Below are 21906 nucleotides of genomic sequence, written 5' to 3' on the forward strand. Positions count from 1 at the left end.
CCCGACCCTTTTTACTTTCTGATGATGTGCACGTTACGGTTTCACCGTAGTCGTGTCGGTCGGCGTAGTTGTGGCTGGGGCAGCGCCTTCAATCTGCAGCTTGGTTTTGCCGGTTTCGTCCTTGGTCTTGGCATCGATTTCACCCTCTTTATAGACGGTTTTCGACTCCTGACCTTCGGGGCCTTTGGCTTTCACCTTCACTTTGTCGCTGTCCTCGTCCACCTTGGTTTTCACCTTGGTGCCGTCGGCCATCTTCACCTTGCTTTTGCCGGGCTGCAGAGGGGCAGCAGTGCTCCGGGTAGTGCCGGTGCTGCTTGCTCCCGTGCGGGTACCTGTGCCAGTGCCCGTAGCGCCACCGGCGCCGGTGCCAGCTCCCGTACCCGTGCCGGGGTTCAGTTTCGGCATGGTTTCACCTTCCTTCAGAATCGGGCGGAACTCCACGCGGCGGTTCAGCTGCATGTTTTCCGGCGAATCGTTCGGGGCATCGGGGCGACGCTCACCGTAGCTGGTCGTCACGAGGCGGGTTTCAGCAATACCGTTCTTCTTCAGGAAGTTGTACGCTGCGTTGGCGCGGTTCTGACCCAACACGATGTTGTACTCATCCGTGTTGCGCGAGTCGCAGTGGCCTTCGATAGACAGGTTCAGGCTCGTGTTGGCTTTCAGAATACGGGTGATGTTGTTCAGCTCCGTAATCGACTCCGGCCGTAAAGCATACTTGTCGGTATCGAAGTAGATTTTCTTGAACTGATCGGGATTAGTTGTCGTCGTATCTACATACGGCACGTAGAAGTTCTTCTCGATAACCGTGGAGTCGTTGGTAACGATAGGAACGGCAAATTCCTGCGTCTCAATGCTCTTGCCGTCTTTCGACACGGCCACCTGATAGGTACGGCCCGAAAGCACAGTTACCTGGTAGTTGCCGGAATCGGGCTTGGTTACGTCGCGGTAGCTGAGAACTTCCTTGGCGGCAGTGGTGCCGCTGAACACCAGCTCGGCACCCGGAACCACCGTCACACTGTCGCGGGCCGAAAGGACCTTGCCACGGATGATGACGTTCTTGATGTAGTTGATGGTGTAGATGTCCTTTTCACCGTAGCCACCAATGCGGTACGACGACAGGTAGGCGTACGAGCCATCCGGCGACAACCGGTAGTAGCTGTCATCGTCGGGCGTATTAACGGGGTAGCCCATGTTTTCGGCCCGGCCCCACTTGTTGCCAATCGAGTCCCACTCCGACTTGAAGATGTCGTAGCCGCCCATGGTGTTGTGGCCGCGGGAGGAGAAGTACATCGTCTTGCCATCCTTGCTCAGGAACGGGCTGTCGTCGTCGTACTTGGTGTTGATGGCGTTGCCAATGGTTTTGGCCTCACCCCAGTCGCCACCTGGCTGGCGGTTGGCGAAGTAGATGTCCAGTGTACCATCCTCGGAGTATTTGCCCGTGGAGAAGTAGATGGTGCGTCCGTCGGGCGTGATGTAGGCGTCCGACTCGAACTGCTTCGAGTTAACATTGCTGTTCAGCTTCTTGGGCTCGGTCCAGTCGCCGCCGGCTTTTTCGGAGTAGAAGATGTCGCCACCTTCGTCCTGCCGGTACATCAGCATCTTGGTGTCGTTGTCGAACACCTGAATGGAAGCGTCGTGGCCTTTACCGTTGAGCACGCCCGACAGTGAACGGGGCTTTTCCCAGTTCTCATCATCGATGCGCTTGGCTTCGAAGATGTCTTCGTAGTACTCACCATCGGCGGCAATATTGCCTTTGCCTTGCTTGGCCTCAGCGGCCGAGGCGTTGGCGCCGGTTACGTTCTCCCCCGGGAGGTAAAGAGCAGTAGCTTGTCGTCGCTCGAAATTACGGGACTGTGCTCCGAGAACGGCGTGTTGATAGTGGGGCCCAGGTTCTTTACAAAGATATCCTTGGGCGTATTGAACTGCACCTTGGCGTTTTTGCTGTGCTGAATCAGCTGGGCCAGCTCCGTTTTGCGGGTGTCCTTCTTTTTCAGCGTGGCATTGTAGGCCTGATAATGGGTAATGGCCTCATCAAAGTTGTAGTTGAGGTGGTCTACCCGGCCCAGCCAGTACTCTACGTCCTTCGAGACGTTCTTTTTCAGGCGCTGTGCCTTGTAGATGTAGTCGCTGGCCTTCTCTTTGTCAAAGGACATGTAGGCAATACCAGCGCGGAACAGAGCTACGGCGTTGTTGGGCTCTTTGGCCAGTACCTGCTCGTAGTAAGGAATAGCCGCCCGGTAATTTTCTAAGTCGAAGAACTTGTTTGCGGTCTTCAGCTGCTTACGGGTGCTTTGGGCCAGAGCTGGCTGACTTACTGCCGTAGCAAGGGCGAAGGCGCACGAAGCCGTTAATAACCTTCTGACTACGTTGTCCATTGGAGAGAAAATTTGGGGAATATGACGGAAGTTCAGGAAGAAATAACCCTGCCACGACGGCAAGGCTGCTTTTTAAAGGTCACCCTTATACTGAAATGCCTTTTTAAGGTTAGCATCCCCGTAAAAGAATGAGGGTAAAATGCCCGAAAGCGGTGGAAAACTTGAGCAAGTCCTTCAGCCGCCGCGGACAAAGATATACTTTTTAAAATACGTTATTCCGCCTATATACTAACTCCAAACTCCTTGATAAAAAGGTGCTTGAAGGGAGGCGGCCCCGCATTTTCTAGTACTAATACCATATCACACAGTACAGTAATCGGTGCAAATATAGCCTGCCTTTGTAAACTACAAGAAAATCCACGAAAATATTTACTTCAGCATCCGTAGCCATTCTGTTACTTTTGCCGTCAACCGTTTTTTTCTTTATGCTGATTCGCTCGGCCAAATTCCTAACCAGCAACACTCGCGTCGACCAATGCCCAGTGCCCGACAAGCCGGAATACGCATTTATTGGTCGCTCCAACGTGGGCAAATCTTCCCTGATCAATATGCTGACGGGGCACAAGGGATTGGCTAAGACGTCAGCCCAGCCCGGCAAGACGCAGTTGATAAATCACTTCATCATCAACGACACCTGGTACCTGGTAGACTTACCCGGCTACGGCTACGCGAAGGTGAGCAAAACCTCCCGTACGGCCTGGGAACGAATGATTAAGTTCTACCTGCGGGAGCGGCCCAACCTTAGCTGCGTATTCGTGCTCATCGATTCGCGCCACCCGCCGCTGGTGCCCGACCTGGAGTTCATTGAAATGCTGGGCACGATGGAAGTGCCGTTTGTGCTGGTATTTACGAAGGCCGATAAACAGTCGGCTTCCCGCACCCAGCAAAATGTAGCTGACTACACCCAAAAACTCGGCGAAACCTGGGACGAATTGCCCCGGCTGTTTATTACCTCCGCTTCCGAAAAAACCGGCCGCGACGACGTGCTGACATTTATTGAGGAAGTAAATCAGCAGCTCGCGCAAAACCCGGATAATGCGTAGATTTGAACAGGGCCATAAAATAGCCCGGAAATAAATTCGGGGTTCCTCTCTTGTTTCCTACCTCTCCATTTCTTCTCCCATGAAAAAAATCTATTGCGCGCTGGCCCTTGGTTTCCTGGCTACGGTGCCGGCCTTGGCGCAGCAGGGCACTCCGGTCGCTCCGGCGCCCGCCACAACTGCTCCGGCCCCGGCGCAGGCTGGCCCGGCTGGCATTGTGGCGGCCGCCAAGTACTATGAAGGTGGCCCCGAAGCCATGTACGCCTTCATCAATCAGGAGCTGAAGTACCCCGTGATGGCCCGGCGCAACCGCATTCAGGGTACCTGCATCGTTTCCTTTACCCTGAATACCGACGGCACGATGTCGGGGGTAAAGCTGGTGAAGCAGGTGGGCGGAGGCTGCGGCGAGGAAGCCCTGCGCCTCGTGCGCCTGCTCAAGTTCAACAAGCCCGACTACGCCATTCTTACCAACCTGCCCATTGCGTTCAAGCTGCCGGCGCCGGGTCAGGCCGCCGCTCAGTAACTTTGCGTTTCGTACCAACTGCTTTTTTATGCCTTATGATCTGAAGGAGGTAGCCGCCATCAGCGGAATGCCCGGCCTCTACCGCCTCGTGCGCCCTACCCGGGCCGGCGTTATCGTGGAAACCCTCGACGAGAAGGCCGCCCGCTCCGTGGCCTCGGCCCGCAACAAGGTGTCTTTGCTCCACGAAATTTCCATCTACACTCAGGACTACGACCAGACGGTGCCGCTGGCCGAGGTGTTTGACCGCATCCACCAGCACTACGGGGAGGATTTCTCGCTTACCAACAAGTCGGACGACCGGGACCTGACCTCGTTCATGGAAACCATCATCCCCGACTATGACCGTCAGCGCGTGTACATGTCGGACATCAAGAAGCTGGTAACCTGGTACCGCCTCGTAAGCACGACCCTGCCCTACGACGCTGCTCCCGCCGCGACGGATGAAGCGGCAGCCGAATCGGACGCTACCAGCGCCGAAGTGGCGGCTCCAACGGCTGAAACAACAGAAGAAGCTACGGAAGCCAAACCCAAGGCGCGCAGCAAAAAAACGGCGGAGTAACCTCGCAGTCAGCCTCCCCAAACAAAAGCGGCCCGGAATTTTTCCGGGCCGCTTTTGTTTGGATTTTACTTTAGGCTACTTCTGCTCGGCCAGCTCAGCATACTCCCGGGCCATAAACTCTTCGGCCTTTTCTACCAGCTCCGTGGAGCCAATGAAGAACGGGCACCGCTCGTGCAGGGTCTGGGGCTGCAGCTCCATGATGCGCTGCTGGCCGGTACTGGCTTTGCCGCCGGCCTGCTCTACAATGAACGACAGCGCGTTGCACTCGTACATGAGGCGCAGCTTGCCCTTGGCCGCCCGCTTGGTAGCCGGGTACATATAAATGCCGCCCTTAAGCAGGTTGCGGTGAAAGTCGGCCACCAGGGAGCCGATGTAGCGGGCCGAGTAGTTCTGCTGCTTGCAGTACGCCACAAACTCGCGCACGCCCTCCGTGAAGTCGTTCGACAGGCCTTCGTTGATGGAGTAGATAGCGCCGGTCTGGGGGGAGGTGATGTGCGGATGCGAGAGAAAGAATTCCCCCAGGCTTGGCTCGTAGGTGAAGCCATTGACGCCATTGCCGGTGGTGTACACGAGCATGGTGCTGGAGCCGTAAATCACGTAGCCGGCGGCCACCTGGTGCGTGCCGGTCTGCAGGCAGTCCTGCTCAGTGCCTTCCGTGCCGGTAGGCGACACGCGCCGGTACACGCTGAAAATGGTGCCGATGCTCACATTCACGTCGATGTTGGAGGAGCCGTCGAGTGGGTCGATGGCTACCACGTACTTGCCCTGCACGTTGCCGGTCTGAATCATGTCCTCATCTTCTTCCGACACGATGGTGCATACCTCGCCCCCGTTGCGCAGGGCCCGGATAAAGCGGATGTTGGCAATGACGTCGAGCTTCTGCTGGTCTTCGCCCTGCACGTTGCGGTTGCCGTAGGCGCCGGCAATGTCGATGAGGCCGGAGCGGTTGATTTCGCGGTTCACGATTTTGGCGGCCAGCGCAATATCGCGCAGCAGCTGCGACAGTTCCCCGGTAGCATAGGGAAAGTCTTCCTGCTTGCGCATGATAAACCGGTCGAGGGTGGTACCGACGGGCAGCGCCAGTTTGTCGTGGAGAGTCATAGAATGCGGGGAATGATGGGTTTGGGTGGCCTCAAAAGTAGCCAATTTGCCTGATTAGGTCTCAACGAAAATTCGCTGGCGCCTCCCGTGCCGCTTCAAATTCGGCCTGCGCTAGCCAGAAACCGACCTTCCTTCTACCTTTGGGCCATGCACGAGCCGCATCAACTCAAGGTCTACAAGTTTGGGGGCGCTTCGGTGAAAGACGCCGCCGCTATCCGCAACCTCTGCCACATCGTGCGCGAGCACGCTGCCGGCGCCCCGCTGCTGATTGTGGTGTCGGCTATGGGCAAAACCACGAACGCGCTGGAAGAACTCTACCACCGCGCCCACTCTCAACTCGAATACAGCCCTCAGCTACAAAGCCTGCGCGCGTTCCACTACGGCGTGGCCGACGAGCTGTTTGGCCCCACCGAAGCGGCCGCCGACGAGGCATTGCGGGCGCTGTTTCAGGCGCTGGAGGACTGCCTGGGCGCGCTGGAACCCGGCGACTACGACCGACAGTACGACCAGGTCGTAAGCTTTGGGGAGCTGCTGGCGACGCGCATCGTGAGCCGGGCCCTGGACGCGCAGTGGCTAGACTGCCGCCCCCTTATCCGCACCGACCACCTCTGGCGCGAAGGCCGCCTCGACTGGGCTACCACAGAGCAGAACATCCGGGGCACCGTACCGCCGCTGTTGCAGCTCAGGCCGGTGGTCACGCAGGGCTTCCTGGGCGGCACCGGCAGCGGCCAGACCACCACGCTGGGCCGGGAAGGCTCCGACTTTACGGCGGCCATTTTCGCGCACTGCCTGCAGGCCGCGTCCGTCACCATCTGGAAGGACGTGGCGGGCCTGTTGAACGCTGACCCCAAGATCTTCGACGACACGGTGCGCTACCCGGAAATCAGCTACCAGGAAACCATTGAAATGGCTTACTACGGGGCCTCGGTCATTCACCCCAAAACCATCAAGCCGCTGGCCGTCAAGCGCATTCCGCTGCTGGTAAAGTCGTTTCTGGACCCCACGGCCGAAGGCACTATCATTCACGACTGCCGCCACGATTCCCTGCCGCCGGCTTTCATCCGCAAAACGGGCCAGTGCCTGGTTTCCTTTGAGTCCAAGGACCTCACGTTTATTTCGGAGGAAAACCTGGAGGTCATTTTTGGGGCGCTGGCGCAGGTGCGGCTCAAGATTCACCTGATGCAGAACTCGGCCATCAGCTTTTCCGTCTGCACCGATTTCTCGGCTTACCGCCTCGACCGGCTGCTGGATATGCTCTACGAGCAGTTCACCATCCACTACAATACCGGTCTGGAGCTGTATACCATCAAGAACTACGACGCGGACAGCATTCAGCGCCTCACCCAGGGCCGCGACCTGCTGCTGGAGCAGCGTACCCGCCAGACGTTCCAGTTCGTGAGCCGCGGCGCGTAGGCTGTCAGGCTTTGGTTTTTGGTGGGTGGTTTTTGGTTGTTTTGTTGGCTAATTGCCCCATACCGGCCCCAACAACCAAAAACCACCCACCAAAAACCACCCACCAAAAACCAAAAACCGATGTCTTCCACCCCGCAGTTTCTGACCGTGACGCCCGAAGCCCGGCCGCATGTGGCTCTCGTGCAGCTCAACCGCCCCAAGGAGCTGAATGCCCTGCACTATGACCTGATGCAGGAAATTGCCCGGACCCTGCAGGAACTGTGCGCCAATCCGGCCGTGCGGGTTATTGTGCTCACGGGCTCGGAGCGGGTTTTTGCGGCCGGTGCCGACATCAAGTTTATGTCGGAGCGCACAGCGGTGGAAATGCTGGAAATCGACCAGATCAGCCTGTGGGAGCAAATCCGGCGGACGCACAAGCCGCTGATTGCGGCCGTTTCGGGGTTTGCCCTGGGTGGTGGCTGCGAGCTGGCTATGGTGTGCGACATGATTGTGGCCTCGGAAACGGCGCAGTTCGGGCAACCCGAAATCCGGCTGGGCATCATGCCCGGCGGGGGGGCACCCAGCGCCTCACGCGGGCCGTGGGCAAGGCGCGGGCCATGGAAATGGTCCTTACCGGCCAACCTATTTCGGCGCCGGAAGCGCTGCGCTGTGGCCTTATCAATCGGGTGGTGCCCGTGGGCCAGTACCTGGAAGAGGCGTTCCGGCTGGCCGAGAGCATTGCGCGCATGTCGCCGGTAGCGGCACGACTGGCCAAGGAATCCGTGAACCGCTCGTTTGAAACGCACTTAGACGAGGGGTTGAACTTCGAGCGCAAGAATTTCTACCTCACCTTCGCCTCCGAAGACCAGAAAGAAGGCATGGCCGCGTTCCTCGAAAAACGCCCGCCGGAGTTCAAGGGCCGGTAAAAACGCTGTCATTACGAGCAACGCAAAGCAATCCACCCCGGACAAAACCAGACCCTTTCTTTTACAAAAAGCCCCAGACGACTACGCGCACGACAGGGGCTTTTCTAGTCGTAGGGCGTTGCCCGTTGCACAGGTCATATTGCTTCGCGTTGCTCGCAATGACAATCCGAGAAGAAACAATTTTGCCTGGCGGCGGCTTATAGCCTTATCTTTGCGGAGAATCATTCTTATCTGGTGAGCCATTCTTCTGACCATACACATGCGGCGGCCCCGCTGCCCACAGCTGAGGAGCTGCGCGGCCGGCTAACACAGGCAGGCCTGCGGGCCACGCGCCAGCGCCTCGTTATTCTGGAAAGTCTGCTGGTGCTGCCTGGCCACCCTACGGCCGAGCAGGTACACCGACGCGTAGCTGAGGTCGCGCCTTCTATTTCCTTGGGCACGGTGTACAAGGCGCTGGATTCTTTCGTGGAGGCCGGTCTCACGCGGCGCGTAGCCTCGGCCGAGGGTGCTTCCCGCCGCTACGACGCCGACTGCACCGAACACCACCACCTGTTCTGCACCGACACCCAGGAAATCATCGACTACTGCGACCCGCAGCTGGATGAGCTGATCCGCGGGTTCTTTGCCGCCAAAGGCTTGCAGAACTTCCAGCCCCACTCCTTTTCCCTGCACATCACCGGCAATAAGGTAACATGTGACAGGTGATGAGGTGACACGTTAAATGACTAGTCTCCTGAAACGTGTCACCTCATCACCTTCTCACCTGTCACCTCATTTCACCTGATTACTCTTCACCTTTTTTCACTTCATTACCCCTTCCAATGGCAGTTCTCGTAGGTAAACGCGCTCCTTCTTTCAAAGCTACCGCCGTCATCGACGGGGAATTCGAGGAGGATTTCTCCCTCGACCGGTACCTGGGCAAGAAGCACGTTATCTTCTACTTCTACCCCGCCGACTTCACGTTCGTGTGCCCCACCGAAATCATTGCGTTCCAGGACCGTCTGGCCGATTTTGAGGCCAAGGGCGTGGCCATCGTGGGTTGCTCTACCGATACGCATTTCTCCCACTTTGCCTGGCTGCAGACCCCGCGCGACAACGGCGGCATCCAGGGGGTAACGTACCCGCTGGTGGCCGATGCCTCCAAAACCATTGCCGCCAACTACGACGTACTGGGCGGCCACTACGACTACAACGAAGCCGGCGAAATGACCTTCGTAGGCTCGCCCCTGGCGTACCGAGGGCTGTTTCTGATTGACAAAGACGGCATCGTGCGCCACCAGGTAGTAAACGACGGCCCGCTGGGCCGCAGCATCGACGAGGCCATGCGCATGGTGGATGCCCTGCAGTACTTCGAGGTGAAAGGCGAAGTTTGCCCTGCCAACTGGGAAGAAGGCAAAGAGGCCATGTCGGCCACCCGCGAAGGCGTAGCCAGCTACCTCGGCAAGCACGCCGCCCACTAATAGTGAGTTTCCAGTTGCTGGTTTGTCAAGGAATTCTGAAACCAACAACCAGAAACTAAAAACCAGCAACTGAAAACTTGAAAAAAAGCCCTGACCGTTGCGGTTGGGGCTTTTTTAGTGTGCATGCCGCACAGCCCGCGGAACCGCGTACTTTTGCGCCATGCTACTCCGCCGGGCCACGGCTGCTGATGCCGTCGGCATTGGGCAGCTGTTTTATGACACCATCACCGAAATAAATGCCGCCTACTACTCGCCGGAGCAGGTGGGAGCGTGGCGTGGCGGCTGGCAGAACCTAGCTGGCTGGCAAGCTACAATCCAGGCTCAGCATTTTCTGGTAGCTGAGGCCGATGGAGCCCTGGCGGGTTTCGCGTCCCTGGCTCCGGATGGCTACCTGGATTTTCTGTTCGTGAGTGCGCGGCATCAGCGCCAGGGCGTGGCCCGCCTGCTCCTGCACGCGCTGCTGGCCGAGGCCACCAGGCTGGAGTTGACGCTGGTATACACCGATGCCAGCCGCACGGCTCAGCCTTTTTTCGCTCATTACGGTTTTCAGGTGGAGCGGGAGCAGCACCCGGTGGTGCGGGGCGTGGCCCTGCTGAACTACCGCATGGTGCGCCCGGTTGCTGCCCCTAAACCCGATACTGCTTTTTAACTCTTGGTTGCACTATATTCCATAGCCCTGCATTTGTATGCGCTGCTGCTGCGGCTGGTGGCTCCGTTTGTGCCCAAGGCAGCCCAGTGGCTGGCGGGCCGGCAGGAGCTGCTGCCGCGCATTCAGGCGGCGCTGCGGGCGGAGAAGGCGCCGCTGGCGTGGTTTCACTGCGCCTCGCTGGGTGAGTTTGAGCAGGGCCGCCCGCTCATGGAGGCCTACGCCAGTCGCCACCCCGGCCACAAGCTGGTGCTTACGTTCTTCTCGCCCTCGGGCTATGAGGTGCGCAAAAACTGGCCCGGCGCCGATTACGTGTTTTACCTGCCCCTCGACACGGCCGAAAACGCCCGTCTGTTTCTGGACGCGGTGCGGCCCCGACTGGCGGTGTTCGTGAAGTACGAGTTCTGGTACCACTTCCTGCACGAGCTGCGCGAGCGGCAGATTCCGGCCATCTGCGTGTCGGCCATTTTCCGGCCCGAGCAAACGTTCTTCCAGCCCTGGGGAGGATTTTTCCGGCGCATCCTGGGTTCCTTCACGCATATATTCACCCAGAATGCGGCTTCCGTGGAGCTGCTGCGCAGTGTGGGCATCACCCAGGCCAGCGTGGCCGGCGACACGCGCTTTGATACGGTGGTGCGCACAGCCTCAGCCCCGCCCCGCGCCCTGCCGCTGGTAGATGCCTTCACCGACGACTGGGCGCCAGTGTTTATCATCGGCAGCAGCTGGCCCGAGGATCTGCCGGCGCTCCGGCCCCTGCTGGCGCAGTACCAGGAGCAGCTGCGGTTTATCGTGGCCCCGCACGAAATCAGCGAAACCAACCTGCGGCTGGTGGAAGAAGCTCTGCCGGGCCGGGTGGTGCGCTATTCCCAGGCCACCGAAGCCACCGTGGCCGAAGCCCGCGTGCTGCTGATGGACAACGTAGGACTGCTCAGCCAGCTGTACCGGTTCGGGCACTTTGCCTACATCGGCGGGGCGTTTGGCAAGGGGCTGCACAATACGCTGGAAGCCGCCGCGTTTGGGCTGCCGCTGTTTTTCGGTCCTACGTACCACAAGTTTCAGGAGGCACAGGACCTGGTGGAGCTGGGTGTCGCGTTTCCCATCAACACGGCCCAGGAACTGCTTACGGCCTTCGCACCTTTGTTCCGCAGCGAAGAAGCCCGCCTGAAGGTGCAGGACCTCAGCCTCGACTACGTGCACGACCACAGCGGCGCCACCAACAAAATCATGCACTGGCTGGCGGAAAGGTGAGATGGTGATTTAGTGAGTTTGCTGTTATGCTAGCGTCACCTGTCCAAATTGCACCATTAGAACATCAACCTCACTAAATCACTACTCACCTTATGACTGGAACCATCGTTAAATCTACCGGCTCCTGGTACCTGGTGCGCGAAACCGGCATGGGGCAGCTGCACCGCTGCCGGCTGCGCGGCAAGTTCAAGCACAAGGGGCTGAAGGTGAGCAACCCGCTGGCGGTGGGCGACCAGGTAGACTTCACGGTGGAAGAGCAGACCGAAGGTGCGGGCGTGATTCACCACATCGAGCCGCGCCGCAACTACATCATCCGCCGCTCGGTGCACAAGACGGAGCACGCCCACATTGTGGCCGCCAACCTGGACCAGGCCCTGCTGGTGGTCACGCTGGTGTCGCCGGCTACGTCGTTTGGGTTTATCGACCGGTTTCTCGTCACAGCCGAGGCTTACCACATTCCGGTTACGCTCATCTTCAACAAGGTAGACCTCTACGATGAAGATCTGACCGATTACCAGGAGCAGATTGCCGAAATGTACCAGCGCGTGGGCTACCCCAGCCTGCGCAGCTCGGCCCATACCGGCCAGGGCATAGCCGATGTGGATGCTCTGCTTGACGGGAAAGTGTCGTTGCTCTCGGGCCACTCGGGCGTGGGCAAAAGCACGCTCATCAACGCGCTGGTGCCCGACCTGGAGCTGAAAACCGCCGAAATCAGCGCGTTTTCCGACAAAGGCGTACATACCACCACTTTCGCCGAAATGCTGGAAGTACGCCCCGGCACCTACCTTATCGACACGCCTGGTATCAAAGAGCTGGGCCTGGTGGATATGAAGGCCGGCGAGCTGGCCCACTACTTCCCCGAAATGCGCGCCCTGCTCAACCAGTGCCGCTACCACAACTGCCAGCACCTGCACGAGCCCTGCTGCGCCGTGCGCGAGGCCGTAGACCAGGGCCGCATTGCCCTCCCCCGCTACGACAGCTACGTGAGTATGCAGCAAGCCGAGGACAACCGGAAGTGAGGTGACAGGTGACAGGTGACAGGTGACAGGTGACAGGTGACAGGTGACAGGTGACAGGTGACAGGTGACAGGTGACAGGTGACAGGTGACAGGTGACAGGTGACAGGTGACAGGTGACAGGGTGTACTTTCTTCCCTTGTATCCTGTTACGTGTCACCTGTCACCTTTTCAACTTACTCCGCTGGTGGCAGCAGTACCTGGTCGATGACGTGGGTGATGCCGTTGCTGGATACCACGTCGGAGATGGTAACGTTGGCATTGTTGATTTTCACCTTGCCATCCTTCACCGACACTTTGATCTTGTCGCCGCTTAGGGTGGTCAACTGCTGCCCGTCGCGCAGGTCGGCGGCCATGATGCGGCTGGGGATGACGTGGTACTTAAGCACACCCTGAAGCTTTTCCTTGCTTTCGGGGCGCATCAGGCCGGCCACAGCACCGTAGGGCAGGTTGTTGAAGGCTGCGTTGGAGGGCGCAAAAACCGTGTAGGGCCCAGGGCCTTTAAGCGTTTCGGCCAGCCCGGCGGCCTGCACGGCCGAAACCAGCGTGGTATGCTCCTTAGAACTGATGGCGTTGGCCACCAAGTCCTTATCGGGCGTCATGCGGGCGCCCCCTACTTCCACCCCCTGCGCCTTGCCCATGCGGGCCGAGTCGGTGCTCATGGCAGCGGAGTCCTGCAGGGTCATGCCCTCGGGGTCGGTGGTGGCTTCGGTGGTGGGCTGGTCGGTGCCGCAGCCAGCCAGCAGCAGGCTGGTGGCGCAGAAAGCCAGGGCCGCGCTACGCGTAATCTTGTTCATAGACGAAAAAAGGGGGAGTTGGCGAAGAAGGAAAACGAAAAGCAGAACAGCGGCGGCGAATATACCACTGCCCTGCGGCCTACGAACCACCACGGGGTGCCGGATGTTGGCCCCGGCAAATTGGCTACCTTTGCCCCACGTGGCCGGCCCGGCTGGCCCACACTCCACCATCCAGTTCAAGCACCATGAAAACCGCCGAAATCCACACCAGCAAAGGGGTAATGAAAGTTGAGTTCTATGAGCAGGACGCCCCCAACACCGTGAAAAACTTTACCGATCTGGCCCAGAAGGGATTCTACGACGGCCTGAAGTTTCACCGCGTAATTCCCAACTTCGTGATTCAGGGCGGCTGCCCCAACTCCCGCGACGGCGCCTCCGGCGCGCCCGGCACCGGCGGCCCCGGCTACAAAATCGACTGCGAACTGAAGGGCGGCAACCAGTACCATGACCGCGGCGTGCTGAGCATGGCCCACGCCGGCCGCAACACCGGGGGCTCCCAGTTCTTCATCGTGCACTCGCGCGACAACACCGCCCACCTCGACCGCAACCACACCTGCTTCGGCAAAGTGGTGGAAGGCCTGGACGTAATTGACCAGATCAAAGCCAACGACGAGATTCAGAAAATCGTGGTAAGCGAGTCGTAAGCCGGCTTACTTTCTCTGGAAAGGCCCGAACCGTCGTTGGTTCGGGCCTTTTTGCGTTCGGGGAAGACAATGGCAGGCAGGATGGTCCGTAAAAAAAGCACGACGCAAAGCCCCGCAACGCAACGCTACCAGCCGCCGCTGCGCCCCGATGAATAGCGCCTCACTCCGTACCGGGTGGGGCGCTTTGCGTTGCCGCCCCCGGCGCGGCCGGTAAACCCGGTAGGTTGGCCGACGAAACCAGGCCGATGGCAGAGTGCCAGATGCCGGACGCAGCTTTCGGGGCTACTTTCGTATCCTGCCCCGGATTGGGTGCCGGGGCGCGCCCGGCTTCACTGTTTCATTTCCGCTCTTCGCTATGGCCCGGCTTATCACCAAGCAACACCTCACGCACCTGCTCATCCACGTGGGGGTGTGGGCGGGGCTGCTGTTTCTGCCCTGGATGCTGCTGGCCTCGTCTTCCGGCCCCACCCCGCACTTCAATCTGGGGCGTACGCTGTGGCCGGCCACCAAAATGGCCCTGCTGTTCTACGTGAACTACTGGGTGCTCATTCCGAAGCTGCTGGCGCGGCGGCGGTTTGCGGCCTACTTCGCGGCTGTGGTGGCGCTTCTGTTCATTTGTACCCTGCCTATGTCGGCGCACTGGGTAGGCATTGGCAGCACGCCGCCCCCGCGCCCCGGGCTCACCGTGGCCGACCAGCACCGTTTCCGGGCCGTTATTCTGCTGGTGAACGTGCTGGTGTGGCTGGTGAGCAGCGGGCTGCGCATCACGGGTGAGTGGTTTGAGAACGAGCGGCAGCGGCGCCAGATGCAGAGCGACAAGCTGGAAGCCGAACTGGCCTTCCTGAAGTCGCAGGTGAGCCCGCACTTTCTGTTCAACACGCTCAACAACATCTACTCCCTGGCCCAGCTGAAGTCCGACGACGCACCCGAGGCCATTCTCAAACTTTCCCACCTGATGCGCTACATGCTCTACGAGGCCGACACGCCCCGCGTGGCCCTGGCCAAGGAGGTGGAGTATGTGCAGAACTACGTGGACCTGCAGCGCCTGCGCCTGGACGAGGACGTGCTCATCAGCTTCCACCAGGAAGGCCAGCTGGCCGGGCGCCTCATTGAGCCCATGCTGCTGATTCCGTTCGTGGAAAATGCCTTCAAGCACGGCGTGAGCTACCGCCACCCCTCGGCCATCCGCATGGAGCTGCACGTAACGACTACGGAGCTGCGCTTCCGGGTGCACAACCGCCGCTTTCCGCAGGCGCCCCGCCCCGACCAGCCGCGCGACTCGGGCGTGGGCCTGCACAACGTGGAGCAGCGCCTGGCTTTGCTGTACCCCGGCCGCCACGAGCTGCGCATCGAGCCCACTGCCGACGACTTTACCATCACCCTTACCCTTGCCCTACCCCATGCTCCGCTGCCTCTTAGTTGACGATGAACCCCTGGCCCTGCGCCTGCTGGCCAGCTACGTGGAGCGCGTGCCGTTTATGGAGCTCGTGGGCACCTGCCGCAGCGCCCTCGAAGCCCTGGAAGTGCTCCAGCGCGAGCCGGTGGATGTGCTGTTTCTGGACGTGCAGATGCCCGACCTCACGGGCGTGGAGTTTGTGCGCACCCTGCGGCCCAACGCGCTGGTGGTCTTCACCACGGCCTACGAGCAGTACGCCGTGGAAGGCTTCGACCTGGATGCCGTGGACTACCTCGTGAAGCCCATTGCCTTCGACCGGTTCCTGAAAGCCGCCCAGAAAGCGCAGGGGCGCCTGGCCCCCACTGCCGAAGCGGCTCCACCGCCCGCGCCGGCCCCGGTCCGCCCAGCCGACGACTTTATCTTCGTGAAGGCCGACTACCACACCCAGCGCATCAACCTGCGCGACATCCGCTACCTCGAAGGCCTGAAGGACTACGTGAAGATTCACCTGGCCGGGGCCACCAAGCCCCTGCTCACGCTTAACTCCCTGCGTGCTTTCGAGGAGCGGCTGCCGTCCCAGGAGTTTGTGCGCGTGCACCGCTCCTTCATCGTGGCCCTGGGCTGGATTGATTCCATCCGCACCAACCGCATCTACCTGGGCGAGGCCGTCATTCCCGTCGGCGACGCTTATACGGAGGCCTTCCACCAGCGCATCGAGCAGCGGAATATGCATTAGCAGGGCATTCGGAAATTGTCATACTGAGCGGAGTCGAAGCATCACTACCGCTTCGTTGAACGAACCCGAACAAAGCGGTAGTGATGCTTCGCGGGGCCCAGCATGACGTTCAACGAGCTCGGAACGAATTTTCGGACACAAGTAGCCGCTAGGGTTTCACCCGCACGTAGCGCTCAATATTAATCCGGTCCACGCCGGCACTGGCTACCTTCTCCACCCCACTTTGCGTAAGGGTATCGTTTTGTAACGTGATGGTGAAGGCAAAATCATTGTCCTCCCAGTTTCGGGCACTACAATATTCTAAGTGTTCCCTGTAGAGGCTGTCGTTGAGGGAATACCTGCCGCCCCCCGCCACAAATACCGCCGCTGAATCCTTGCCTTTGCTTAAGTCGTGCTGTAAAAAGGCGAAATGGGTGTCGTTGATGACCTTGATAAAAGATTCGTTTTTGCTGGTGGCGGTGGTCACCGTGTCTCCTTTCTCAATAACGGTTCTGGTAACAAGCTGCCAGGTACCGGTTAGGGGCATTTTACTGGCCTTTTGAGTTGTCTGGGTTTCGGAGGTGCATGCCAGGAAGCTGACAACTACAGCGGTGAGGGCGACTACCGTTCCTATTCTCATTGAATTGATTTTTTCACAAATCCCGAACTATTGCTACTGCTTTAGCCAGAGCATCGGGCTTTTTTACTGCCCGCGCAACTGGCGGCGGCTAAGGTAGCAGTATTGTACATAGAGTTTTAAAGCTTTTTGCGCACGGCGGTGTTCAGGTAAAAGCCCACCTCACGCTGTTCAACGGCTAAGCGGCATTTTGACGCTGCCCGCCATCAGTCAGCACCACCACGTGACGAAATTAAAACGCCCCGCGCATCTTTCGATACGCGGGGCGTTTGTTTGCGCTTTCGGCGCTACTTGCGCTTGCGCTTTTTCGAGGACTGGTAGTCCTCGTCATCGTCGTCATCGTCGCCACCGAAGTTGGGCATGGTGAACATGCTGCTGAGCAGGTCCTTGAACTGGGCGCCGGCGGCGAGGCGGTTGCGCGAAATGAGGCTCATTTCGGCCATGCCGTGGAGGGCAAACTCCATCCAGAAAGCGGTGTTTTCCTGGGTTAGCTCGGCGGGCACGCTTTGCTGCACCAACTCGCGCAGGCCGGGCACCACGCCCATCACCTTCTGATACTCTTCATCGGAGGCGTCGTGCAGCAGGTCGATGGTGCGGGAGCCAAACCAGTCCTGCACGGGCTTGTAGGGGTTGGGCTTGTCTTTCTGCTTTTTGGCTTTCTCGGGGTCGGGGAAATACTGCAGGAACTGGGTGCGGATGGCCTTGCCCATGAGCTTCTCGGCCACGATGCCCGCGCCCTCCTGCTCACCCTCATACACCAGCTCCACCTTGCCCGTTACGGCCGGCACCGCCGAGATAAAGTCGCCCACGCGCACGTAGGTTTTGGTTTCGCCGTTGATGAGGGCGCGGCGCTCGGCCCCGGCTATTACCTGCTCGTAGGCCGAGATGGTGAGGCGGGCCGACACGCCCGACTTGGCATCCACGTACTCCGAGGAGCGGGCCTCAATGGCAATCTGCTCCACCAAGTCGTGCACCACTTCGTTGGTGGTCACCAAGCCACGCTGCTCCTCCCGGATGCGGGCTTCCTGCTTGGTGATGCGCTTCCCGATTTCGAGGGTCTTGGGGTAGTGGGTAATGATCTGGGCGTCGATGCGGTCCTTGAGCGGGGTCACGATGGAGCCGCGGTTGGTGTAGTCCTCGGGGTTGGCCGTGAACACGAACTGGATATCCAGCGGCAGCCGCACCTTAAAGCCCCGGATCTGAATGTCGCCTTCCTGCAGAATGTTGAACAAGGACACCTGAATGCGGGCCTGCAGGTCGGGCAGCTCGTTGATGACGAAAATGCCGCGGTGCGCGCGCGGAATCAAACCGAAGTGAATCACCCGCTCGTCGGAGTACGGCAGCTTGAGCGTAGCGGCTTTGATGGGGTCGGCGTCGCCGATGAGGTCGGCCACCGATACGTCGGGCGTGGCCAGCTTCTCGGTGTAGCGGTCGGCGCGGTGCAGCCAGCTGATGGGCGTATCGTCGCCCTTCTCCGCAATCAGGTTCTTGGCAAACACCGATAGCGGCTGCAGGGGGTCGTCGTTGAGCTCGGAGCCTTCTACTACCGGTACGTACTCATCGAGCAAACCCACCAGCAAGCGGGCAATGCGGGTTTTAGCCTGCCCGCGCAAGCCCAGCAGGTTGATGTGGTGCCCGGCCAGGATGGCGCGCTGCAGCTCCGGAATCACGGTTTCTTCGTAGCCGAAGATGCCGGGAAACACATCTTCTTTCGAGCGGAGTTTGTGAATAAGGTTGTCGCGCAGCTCCTGCTTCACGCTACGAGGCTGGTAGCCGGACTGCTTCAGGGCACCCAGGGTGCGGATAGTGTCGTGGTTCATCGGGAGAAATAAGGGAATTCGAGCTTCCTGTAGAAGATAACCGGCAAAGGCCCCCGGAGGTTCAGAACGCCGGGGTTTGAGGTAAAACCCGTAGGGGCGGGGCTTGCCCCCGCCCGGCGTTGAACGAGTACCGTGCGGATGGTCAGGGTTGCCAACGGCACCAACGGCGGGCGGGGACAAGCCCCGCCCCTACTGTACCCCATAGTTGTATCACCTCGTCCGGGGGAATGGGTTGTTTTTGGGCCTGCCCGTGTGGCGTTAGGTTCTGCCCATCACATGCTTATGCGAGTGACACGCGTGTAGCAGCCGGCTACCTTTGCAGCACTTCACGCCTCTACACTCTGCTATGAAAACCTTTTGCTTGTTTATCGGCTACGGCCTCGCAGCGGCCTTATTTCTGGCAGCCTACGCGGCCATGTTTGCCAGCCTGCGCGGGATGCCGTGCTACCCACTGCCCCGGCTGCGGGCCCAGCCGGTAGCGCCAGTGGCACCGGCTGCCTACCGGCCCCAGCCGCACCGGCTGGTGGAGCCGGCTTTCTACAAGTCGCGGCAGCCGGTGGCCCCGCGAAAGCCCGCCCTGCTGCTGGCTAACGCTGCGGCGGAAACCGCGCTGCATCTGGCCGGCTAGAGCTGATAATCACATCATTATGTGAGTAACCCGCAAAGCCGCCGCAGCTATTTTTGCTTCTGTTCCTTCCGCGCTCTTCCCTCCTTTTTCGAGCTATGAAAAAAATATTTCGCGTCCTGGGCTTCACGGTAGCCGGGGTGCTGTTTGTGGTAGCCTGCGCGGCCGCTTTCGTGAGCGTGCGCGGCATTCCCTTCTACGAGGCGCCCAAGCCGCAGGTAGCCAACATCGACTACACGCCGGTACGGGTAGCGCAGGGCCAGAAAATCGTGAATGCCATGTGCGCCGACTGCCACCTGAGCCGCGAAACCAACGCGCTGACGGGTAAGTTTCTGCCGGAAATTCCCGAGGACTTCGGCAAGCTGTACTCAGCCAACATCACCCAGGACAAGGCCCACGGCATTGGTGCCTGGACGGATGCCGAGCTGGTGGGCTTGCTGCGTACCGGCATCGGCCGCGACGGGCGCTACCGCATCGTGATGCCCAGCTTCGCGCACATGTCGGATGAGGATGTGTACAGCGTTATTGCCTACCTGCGCTCCAACGACGCGCAGGTGCAGCCCAACCCCACGCCTTCACACGAGCAGGAGCCTTCTTTTCTGGCTAAGGCGCTGGCAAATACCGTGATGAAGCCCCTGCCTCTGCCTACCCAGCCGGTGCTGGCGCCCAGCCCCACCGATGCCGCCGCCTACGGGCGCTACCTGGTGGTGGGCCGCTACATGTGCTACGACTGCCACAGCAAGGACTTCAAAACCAACAATGCCCTGGAGCCCGAAAAATCGGAAGGCTACCTGGGCGGGGGTAACTCCTTCATGACCCCGGATAAAAAGGAAATCAAAAGCCGCAACCTCACCCCCGACGCCGAAACCGGCATCGGCGACTGGACGGAAAACCAGTTTGTGCAGGCCGTACGCTTTGGCTTGTCGCCGCACGGGCCACTGAATGCGCCCATGCCCAAGTTCTCGTTGATGGATGCAAGCGAGGCCAAGGCCATCTACGCCTACCTGCAGACGGTACCAGCCATCAAACACGATATTCCCCTCTTTGGGGCAACAGCCTCCGTGGCTACGCGTTAGGGAAAAACCATACGTCACGGATACAGAAGCGGCGGCCCTTCTGGTGGAAGAGGGGGCCGCCGTTTTCTGTTGGGGTGACGCGTAACACGTGACAGGTAACAGGTGACACGTAAGAGGTAGAACGTAGTCATTGCGAGGAGGCACGACGAAATAATCCGTCTTGAACAAAACACAAAGCCCTGAGAAGTGAAAAGCCTTACCCGTGCACAACGAGTAAGGCTTTTTGGGTGCAAAACGGGTCTGGTCGTGTACAGGGCGGATTGCTTCGACACTGGCTTGATACGCCACATGCTCGTAATGACGACTTGTTACCTATCACCTGTTACGTGTCACCTTTTAACAGCCAAGGCCTTTTCCAGTACGGCTACCACTTCCGGACCCGATGAAGGCCTGGGCGCGGCGCCGCGCCAGATGCGGCCGTCGCGGCCGATAACCCAGTAGCTGGGGAAGCTGCTTACGCCGTAGGCCGAGGCAGCTTTGGCCGCGCCGGGGTCGAGCAGGTGCACGCTGTTGGAACTGGCCAGAGTGAACCTGCGGATGGCTTGCTGCCATTCCTCGGCCTTACGGTCCACGGAAATGTAGAGAAACACCACGTCGCGGCCCAGGAACTGCTTTTTGAGCTTCTCGGCGGCGGGAGCTTCGGCCAGGCAGGGCCGGCAGCTGCTATACCAGAAATCGAGGTAGACGACCTTGCCTTTGAAGTCGGCCAGCGTGACGCTTTTGCCCTGGGCACTACGCAGGCTGAATGCGGGGGCCGGCTGGCCGGTTTGCAGGCCCGCCGTAGTCTGCCAGGCTAGGCGCACATTCCGCACGTACATAGAATCCTGGGTACGGGCAAAATAGGTGGGCAGCACGGCGCCCACAGCCTCGCGAGTGGTATTGGGGTGGTCGTAGAGCTGGCCCATCAGCAGCTCTCCTATCACCTGGTCGCGCAGGATGGTTTCGCCCAAGTCAGCCGTGGCTTGTGCGTAGATTTTTTCGGCCAGGCCAGGCGCCGGGATTAGCTGGCCCGAAGGCGGCAGCAAAAACATATAGCTGTAGGCTCCGTGGAAAAACGCCAGCGTCTGGGAAAAGGTAGACCGAACAGCCCACATACCCTCTGCTGGCAACGGTATGCTCTTCAGAAAATCGAAGTAGCCGACGGGCAGCGTAGGTTCCTGCTGCGTCTGGCCTTTCTGGTTGCCCGCGTAGCGCAGAATGGACAAGCCCCGCTGCAGGTCGAGCAGCTGCCGGCGCAACGCCACAAACTCGGCGGGCAGTGGTGCCTTGGCCTGCCAGGCCGCCAGCGTATCAAGCTGGCGCTGTCGGTAGGCATCGGCAAACTGCACAAACTCCGCGGGCGACGCCGCACCGTGCTGGCTTTCGGGCAAGTTCCCGAAGTCGTAGTCGAAGTGGCGCTGGGCCTGGGTGAGGTAGTTGTTGACGTGGGCGCCGCGGCCGCTGAATTGCAGGGTTTCCAGCAGGTCCTTCCGGTCAACGATGAGCGTAAGCGAGTCGCCGGGGCTGATAAACACCGTCAGGGCGTTGCCGATGCCCAGTTGCGCATCTAACGCCTCGGTGAGACCTGTAAGGCGCATTTCGAACGAGCCGTCGGCAGCTACCGGAAACTTGAGCTGGGTGCGCTGGGATTCATTAGGCACTTTGCGCCAGAGCCGCACGGTATCATTGGGCGTCGCGTTGCGGATAGTGCCGCGCACTACGGCCGTAGTAGGCGGCGCGGGGGCGGGGGCTTTGGTAACGGCAGTGGGACGCGCTGCTGTGCAGCCGCTCAGCAGTAAGCTCAGATAGAATAGACGTTTCATAAGCCCAGGAGACAGAAAAAGCCGCCGAAGTAACGAACCTCCGGCGGCTTTCCCGCTAATTTTTTCTATGCAAAGCAGATAAGAGACATCAGAAAGTAGGGTGCGGGG

General features: G+C 59.7%; 21 protein-coding genes and 1 pseudogene. 15 read left to right on the forward strand and 7 right to left on the reverse strand.

The genetic code is table 11. The features are described from left to right. Positions 1-33: 33 nt before the first annotated feature. Both LRS06_RS01060 and LRS06_RS01065 read right to left on the reverse strand, forming a co-directional pair. Complete coding sequence (locus LRS06_RS01060) at positions 34-1656, reverse strand: OmpA family protein (RefSeq protein WP_257869766.1); 1623 nt, start codon at positions 1654-1656, stop codon at positions 34-36. A gap of 137 nt (positions 1657-1793) precedes the next feature. After that, on the reverse strand, positions 1794-2375 hold the full coding sequence (locus tag LRS06_RS01065; RefSeq protein WP_257869767.1) for a hypothetical protein: 582 nt from the start codon (positions 2373-2375) through the stop codon (positions 1794-1796). Positions 2376-2800: 425 nt separating this feature from the next. Here LRS06_RS01065 and yihA point away from each other — a divergent pair, with 425 nt between their 5' ends. From yihA to LRS06_RS01080, 3 genes are all read left to right on the forward strand, one after another. Beyond that, on the forward strand, positions 2801-3418 hold the full coding sequence (gene yihA, locus LRS06_RS01070; protein WP_257873354.1) for a ribosome biogenesis GTP-binding protein YihA/YsxC: 618 nt from the start codon (positions 2801-2803) through the stop codon (positions 3416-3418). A gap of 79 nt (positions 3419-3497) precedes the next feature. Continuing rightward, a complete protein-coding gene (locus LRS06_RS01075) occupies positions 3498-3938 on the forward strand; it encodes an energy transducer TonB (protein ID WP_257869768.1) in 441 nt (146 codons plus the stop codon). A 28-nt stretch (positions 3939-3966) separates the two neighbouring features. Then, the gene (locus tag LRS06_RS01080) at positions 3967-4497 is read left to right on the forward strand and encodes a DUF5606 domain-containing protein (RefSeq protein WP_257869769.1); all 531 of its coding nucleotides are present in this window, start codon (positions 3967-3969) and stop codon (positions 4495-4497) included. A 75-nt stretch (positions 4498-4572) separates the two neighbouring features. Here LRS06_RS01080 and fbp read toward each other — a convergent pair whose 3' ends face one another. Beyond that, positions 4573-5598 carry a class 1 fructose-bisphosphatase gene (fbp, locus tag LRS06_RS01085; protein WP_257869770.1) on the reverse strand — a complete coding sequence of 342 codons (1026 nt, stop codon included), beginning with the start codon at positions 5596-5598 and terminating at the stop codon, positions 4573-4575. 147 nt (positions 5599-5745) lie between these two features. Here fbp and LRS06_RS01090 point away from each other — a divergent pair, with 147 nt between their 5' ends. From LRS06_RS01090 to rsgA, 7 genes and pseudogenes are all read left to right on the forward strand, one after another. Then, entirely contained in the window at positions 5746-7011 is a 1266-nt protein-coding gene (locus LRS06_RS01090) for an aspartate kinase (protein WP_257869771.1), read from the forward strand. A 228-nt stretch (positions 7012-7239) separates the two neighbouring features. Next, positions 7240-7916: pseudogene (locus LRS06_RS01095) on the forward strand (enoyl-CoA hydratase-related protein). Between the two features lie 234 nt (positions 7917-8150). After that, the gene (locus LRS06_RS01100) at positions 8151-8621 is read left to right on the forward strand and encodes a Fur family transcriptional regulator (RefSeq protein WP_257869772.1); all 471 of its coding nucleotides are present in this window, start codon (positions 8151-8153) and stop codon (positions 8619-8621) included. 116 nt (positions 8622-8737) lie between these two features. Next, the gene (locus tag LRS06_RS01105; RefSeq protein WP_196954649.1) at positions 8738-9376 is read left to right on the forward strand and encodes a peroxiredoxin; all 639 of its coding nucleotides are present in this window, start codon (positions 8738-8740) and stop codon (positions 9374-9376) included. A gap of 160 nt (positions 9377-9536) precedes the next feature. Continuing rightward, positions 9537-10025, forward strand: a complete 489-nt coding sequence (locus LRS06_RS01110) for a GNAT family N-acetyltransferase (protein ID WP_257869773.1) — start codon at positions 9537-9539, stop codon at positions 10023-10025. Between the two features lie 3 nt (positions 10026-10028). Further along, positions 10029-11270, forward strand: a complete 1242-nt coding sequence (locus LRS06_RS01115) for a 3-deoxy-D-manno-octulosonic acid transferase (RefSeq protein WP_257869774.1) — start codon at positions 10029-10031, stop codon at positions 11268-11270. 92 nt (positions 11271-11362) lie between these two features. After that, entirely contained in the window at positions 11363-12289 is a 927-nt protein-coding gene (gene rsgA / locus LRS06_RS01120; protein WP_257869775.1) for a ribosome small subunit-dependent GTPase A, read from the forward strand. A gap of 173 nt (positions 12290-12462) precedes the next feature. On the opposite strand, the gene LRS06_RS01125 is transcribed toward rsgA, so the two are convergent. After that, positions 12463-13083 (reverse strand): fasciclin domain-containing protein, encoded by a 621-nt coding sequence (locus LRS06_RS01125; protein WP_257869776.1) that lies wholly within the window; start codon positions 13081-13083, stop codon positions 12463-12465. A 185-nt stretch (positions 13084-13268) separates the two neighbouring features. On the opposite strand from LRS06_RS01125, the gene LRS06_RS01130 reads away from it, so the two are divergent. From LRS06_RS01130 to LRS06_RS01140, 3 genes are all read left to right on the forward strand, one after another. Beyond that, a complete protein-coding gene (locus LRS06_RS01130) occupies positions 13269-13727 on the forward strand; it encodes a peptidylprolyl isomerase (protein WP_257869777.1) in 459 nt (152 codons plus the stop codon). Positions 13728-14082: 355 nt separating this feature from the next. Next, positions 14083-15150 (forward strand): sensor histidine kinase, encoded by a 1068-nt coding sequence (locus LRS06_RS01135; protein ID WP_257869778.1) that lies wholly within the window; start codon positions 14083-14085, stop codon positions 15148-15150. Next, positions 15128-15859, forward strand: a complete 732-nt coding sequence (locus tag LRS06_RS01140; protein WP_257869779.1) for a LytTR family DNA-binding domain-containing protein — start codon at positions 15128-15130, stop codon at positions 15857-15859. Before LRS06_RS01135 ends, LRS06_RS01140 begins: the two co-directional genes overlap by 23 nt. A 148-nt stretch (positions 15860-16007) precedes the next feature. On the opposite strand, the gene LRS06_RS01145 is transcribed toward LRS06_RS01140, so the two are convergent. Then, positions 16008-16385, reverse strand: coding sequence for a hypothetical protein (locus LRS06_RS01145; RefSeq protein WP_257869780.1), 378 nt, complete (start codon positions 16383-16385; stop codon positions 16008-16010). A 377-nt stretch (positions 16386-16762) separates the two neighbouring features. Then, positions 16763-18295, reverse strand: coding sequence for a sigma 54-interacting transcriptional regulator (locus tag LRS06_RS01150; protein WP_257869781.1), 1533 nt, complete (start codon positions 18293-18295; stop codon positions 16763-16765). Between the two features lie 346 nt (positions 18296-18641). Here LRS06_RS01150 and LRS06_RS01155 point away from each other — a divergent pair, with 346 nt between their 5' ends. Both LRS06_RS01155 and LRS06_RS01160 read left to right on the forward strand, forming a co-directional pair. Next, entirely contained in the window at positions 18642-18923 is a 282-nt protein-coding gene (locus tag LRS06_RS01155) for a hypothetical protein (protein WP_257869782.1), read from the forward strand. A 95-nt stretch (positions 18924-19018) separates the two neighbouring features. Continuing rightward, on the forward strand, positions 19019-19996 hold the full coding sequence (locus LRS06_RS01160) for a cytochrome c (protein WP_257869783.1): 978 nt from the start codon (positions 19019-19021) through the stop codon (positions 19994-19996). A gap of 329 nt (positions 19997-20325) precedes the next feature. Here LRS06_RS01160 and LRS06_RS01165 read toward each other — a convergent pair whose 3' ends face one another. Further along, positions 20326-21798 (reverse strand): TlpA disulfide reductase family protein, encoded by a 1473-nt coding sequence (locus LRS06_RS01165; RefSeq protein WP_257869784.1) that lies wholly within the window; start codon positions 21796-21798, stop codon positions 20326-20328. Positions 21799-21906: the final 108 nt, after the last annotated feature.

Source organism: Hymenobacter sp. J193 (assembly GCF_024700075.1).
Classification (GTDB): Bacteria; Bacteroidota; Bacteroidia; order Cytophagales; family Hymenobacteraceae; genus Hymenobacter.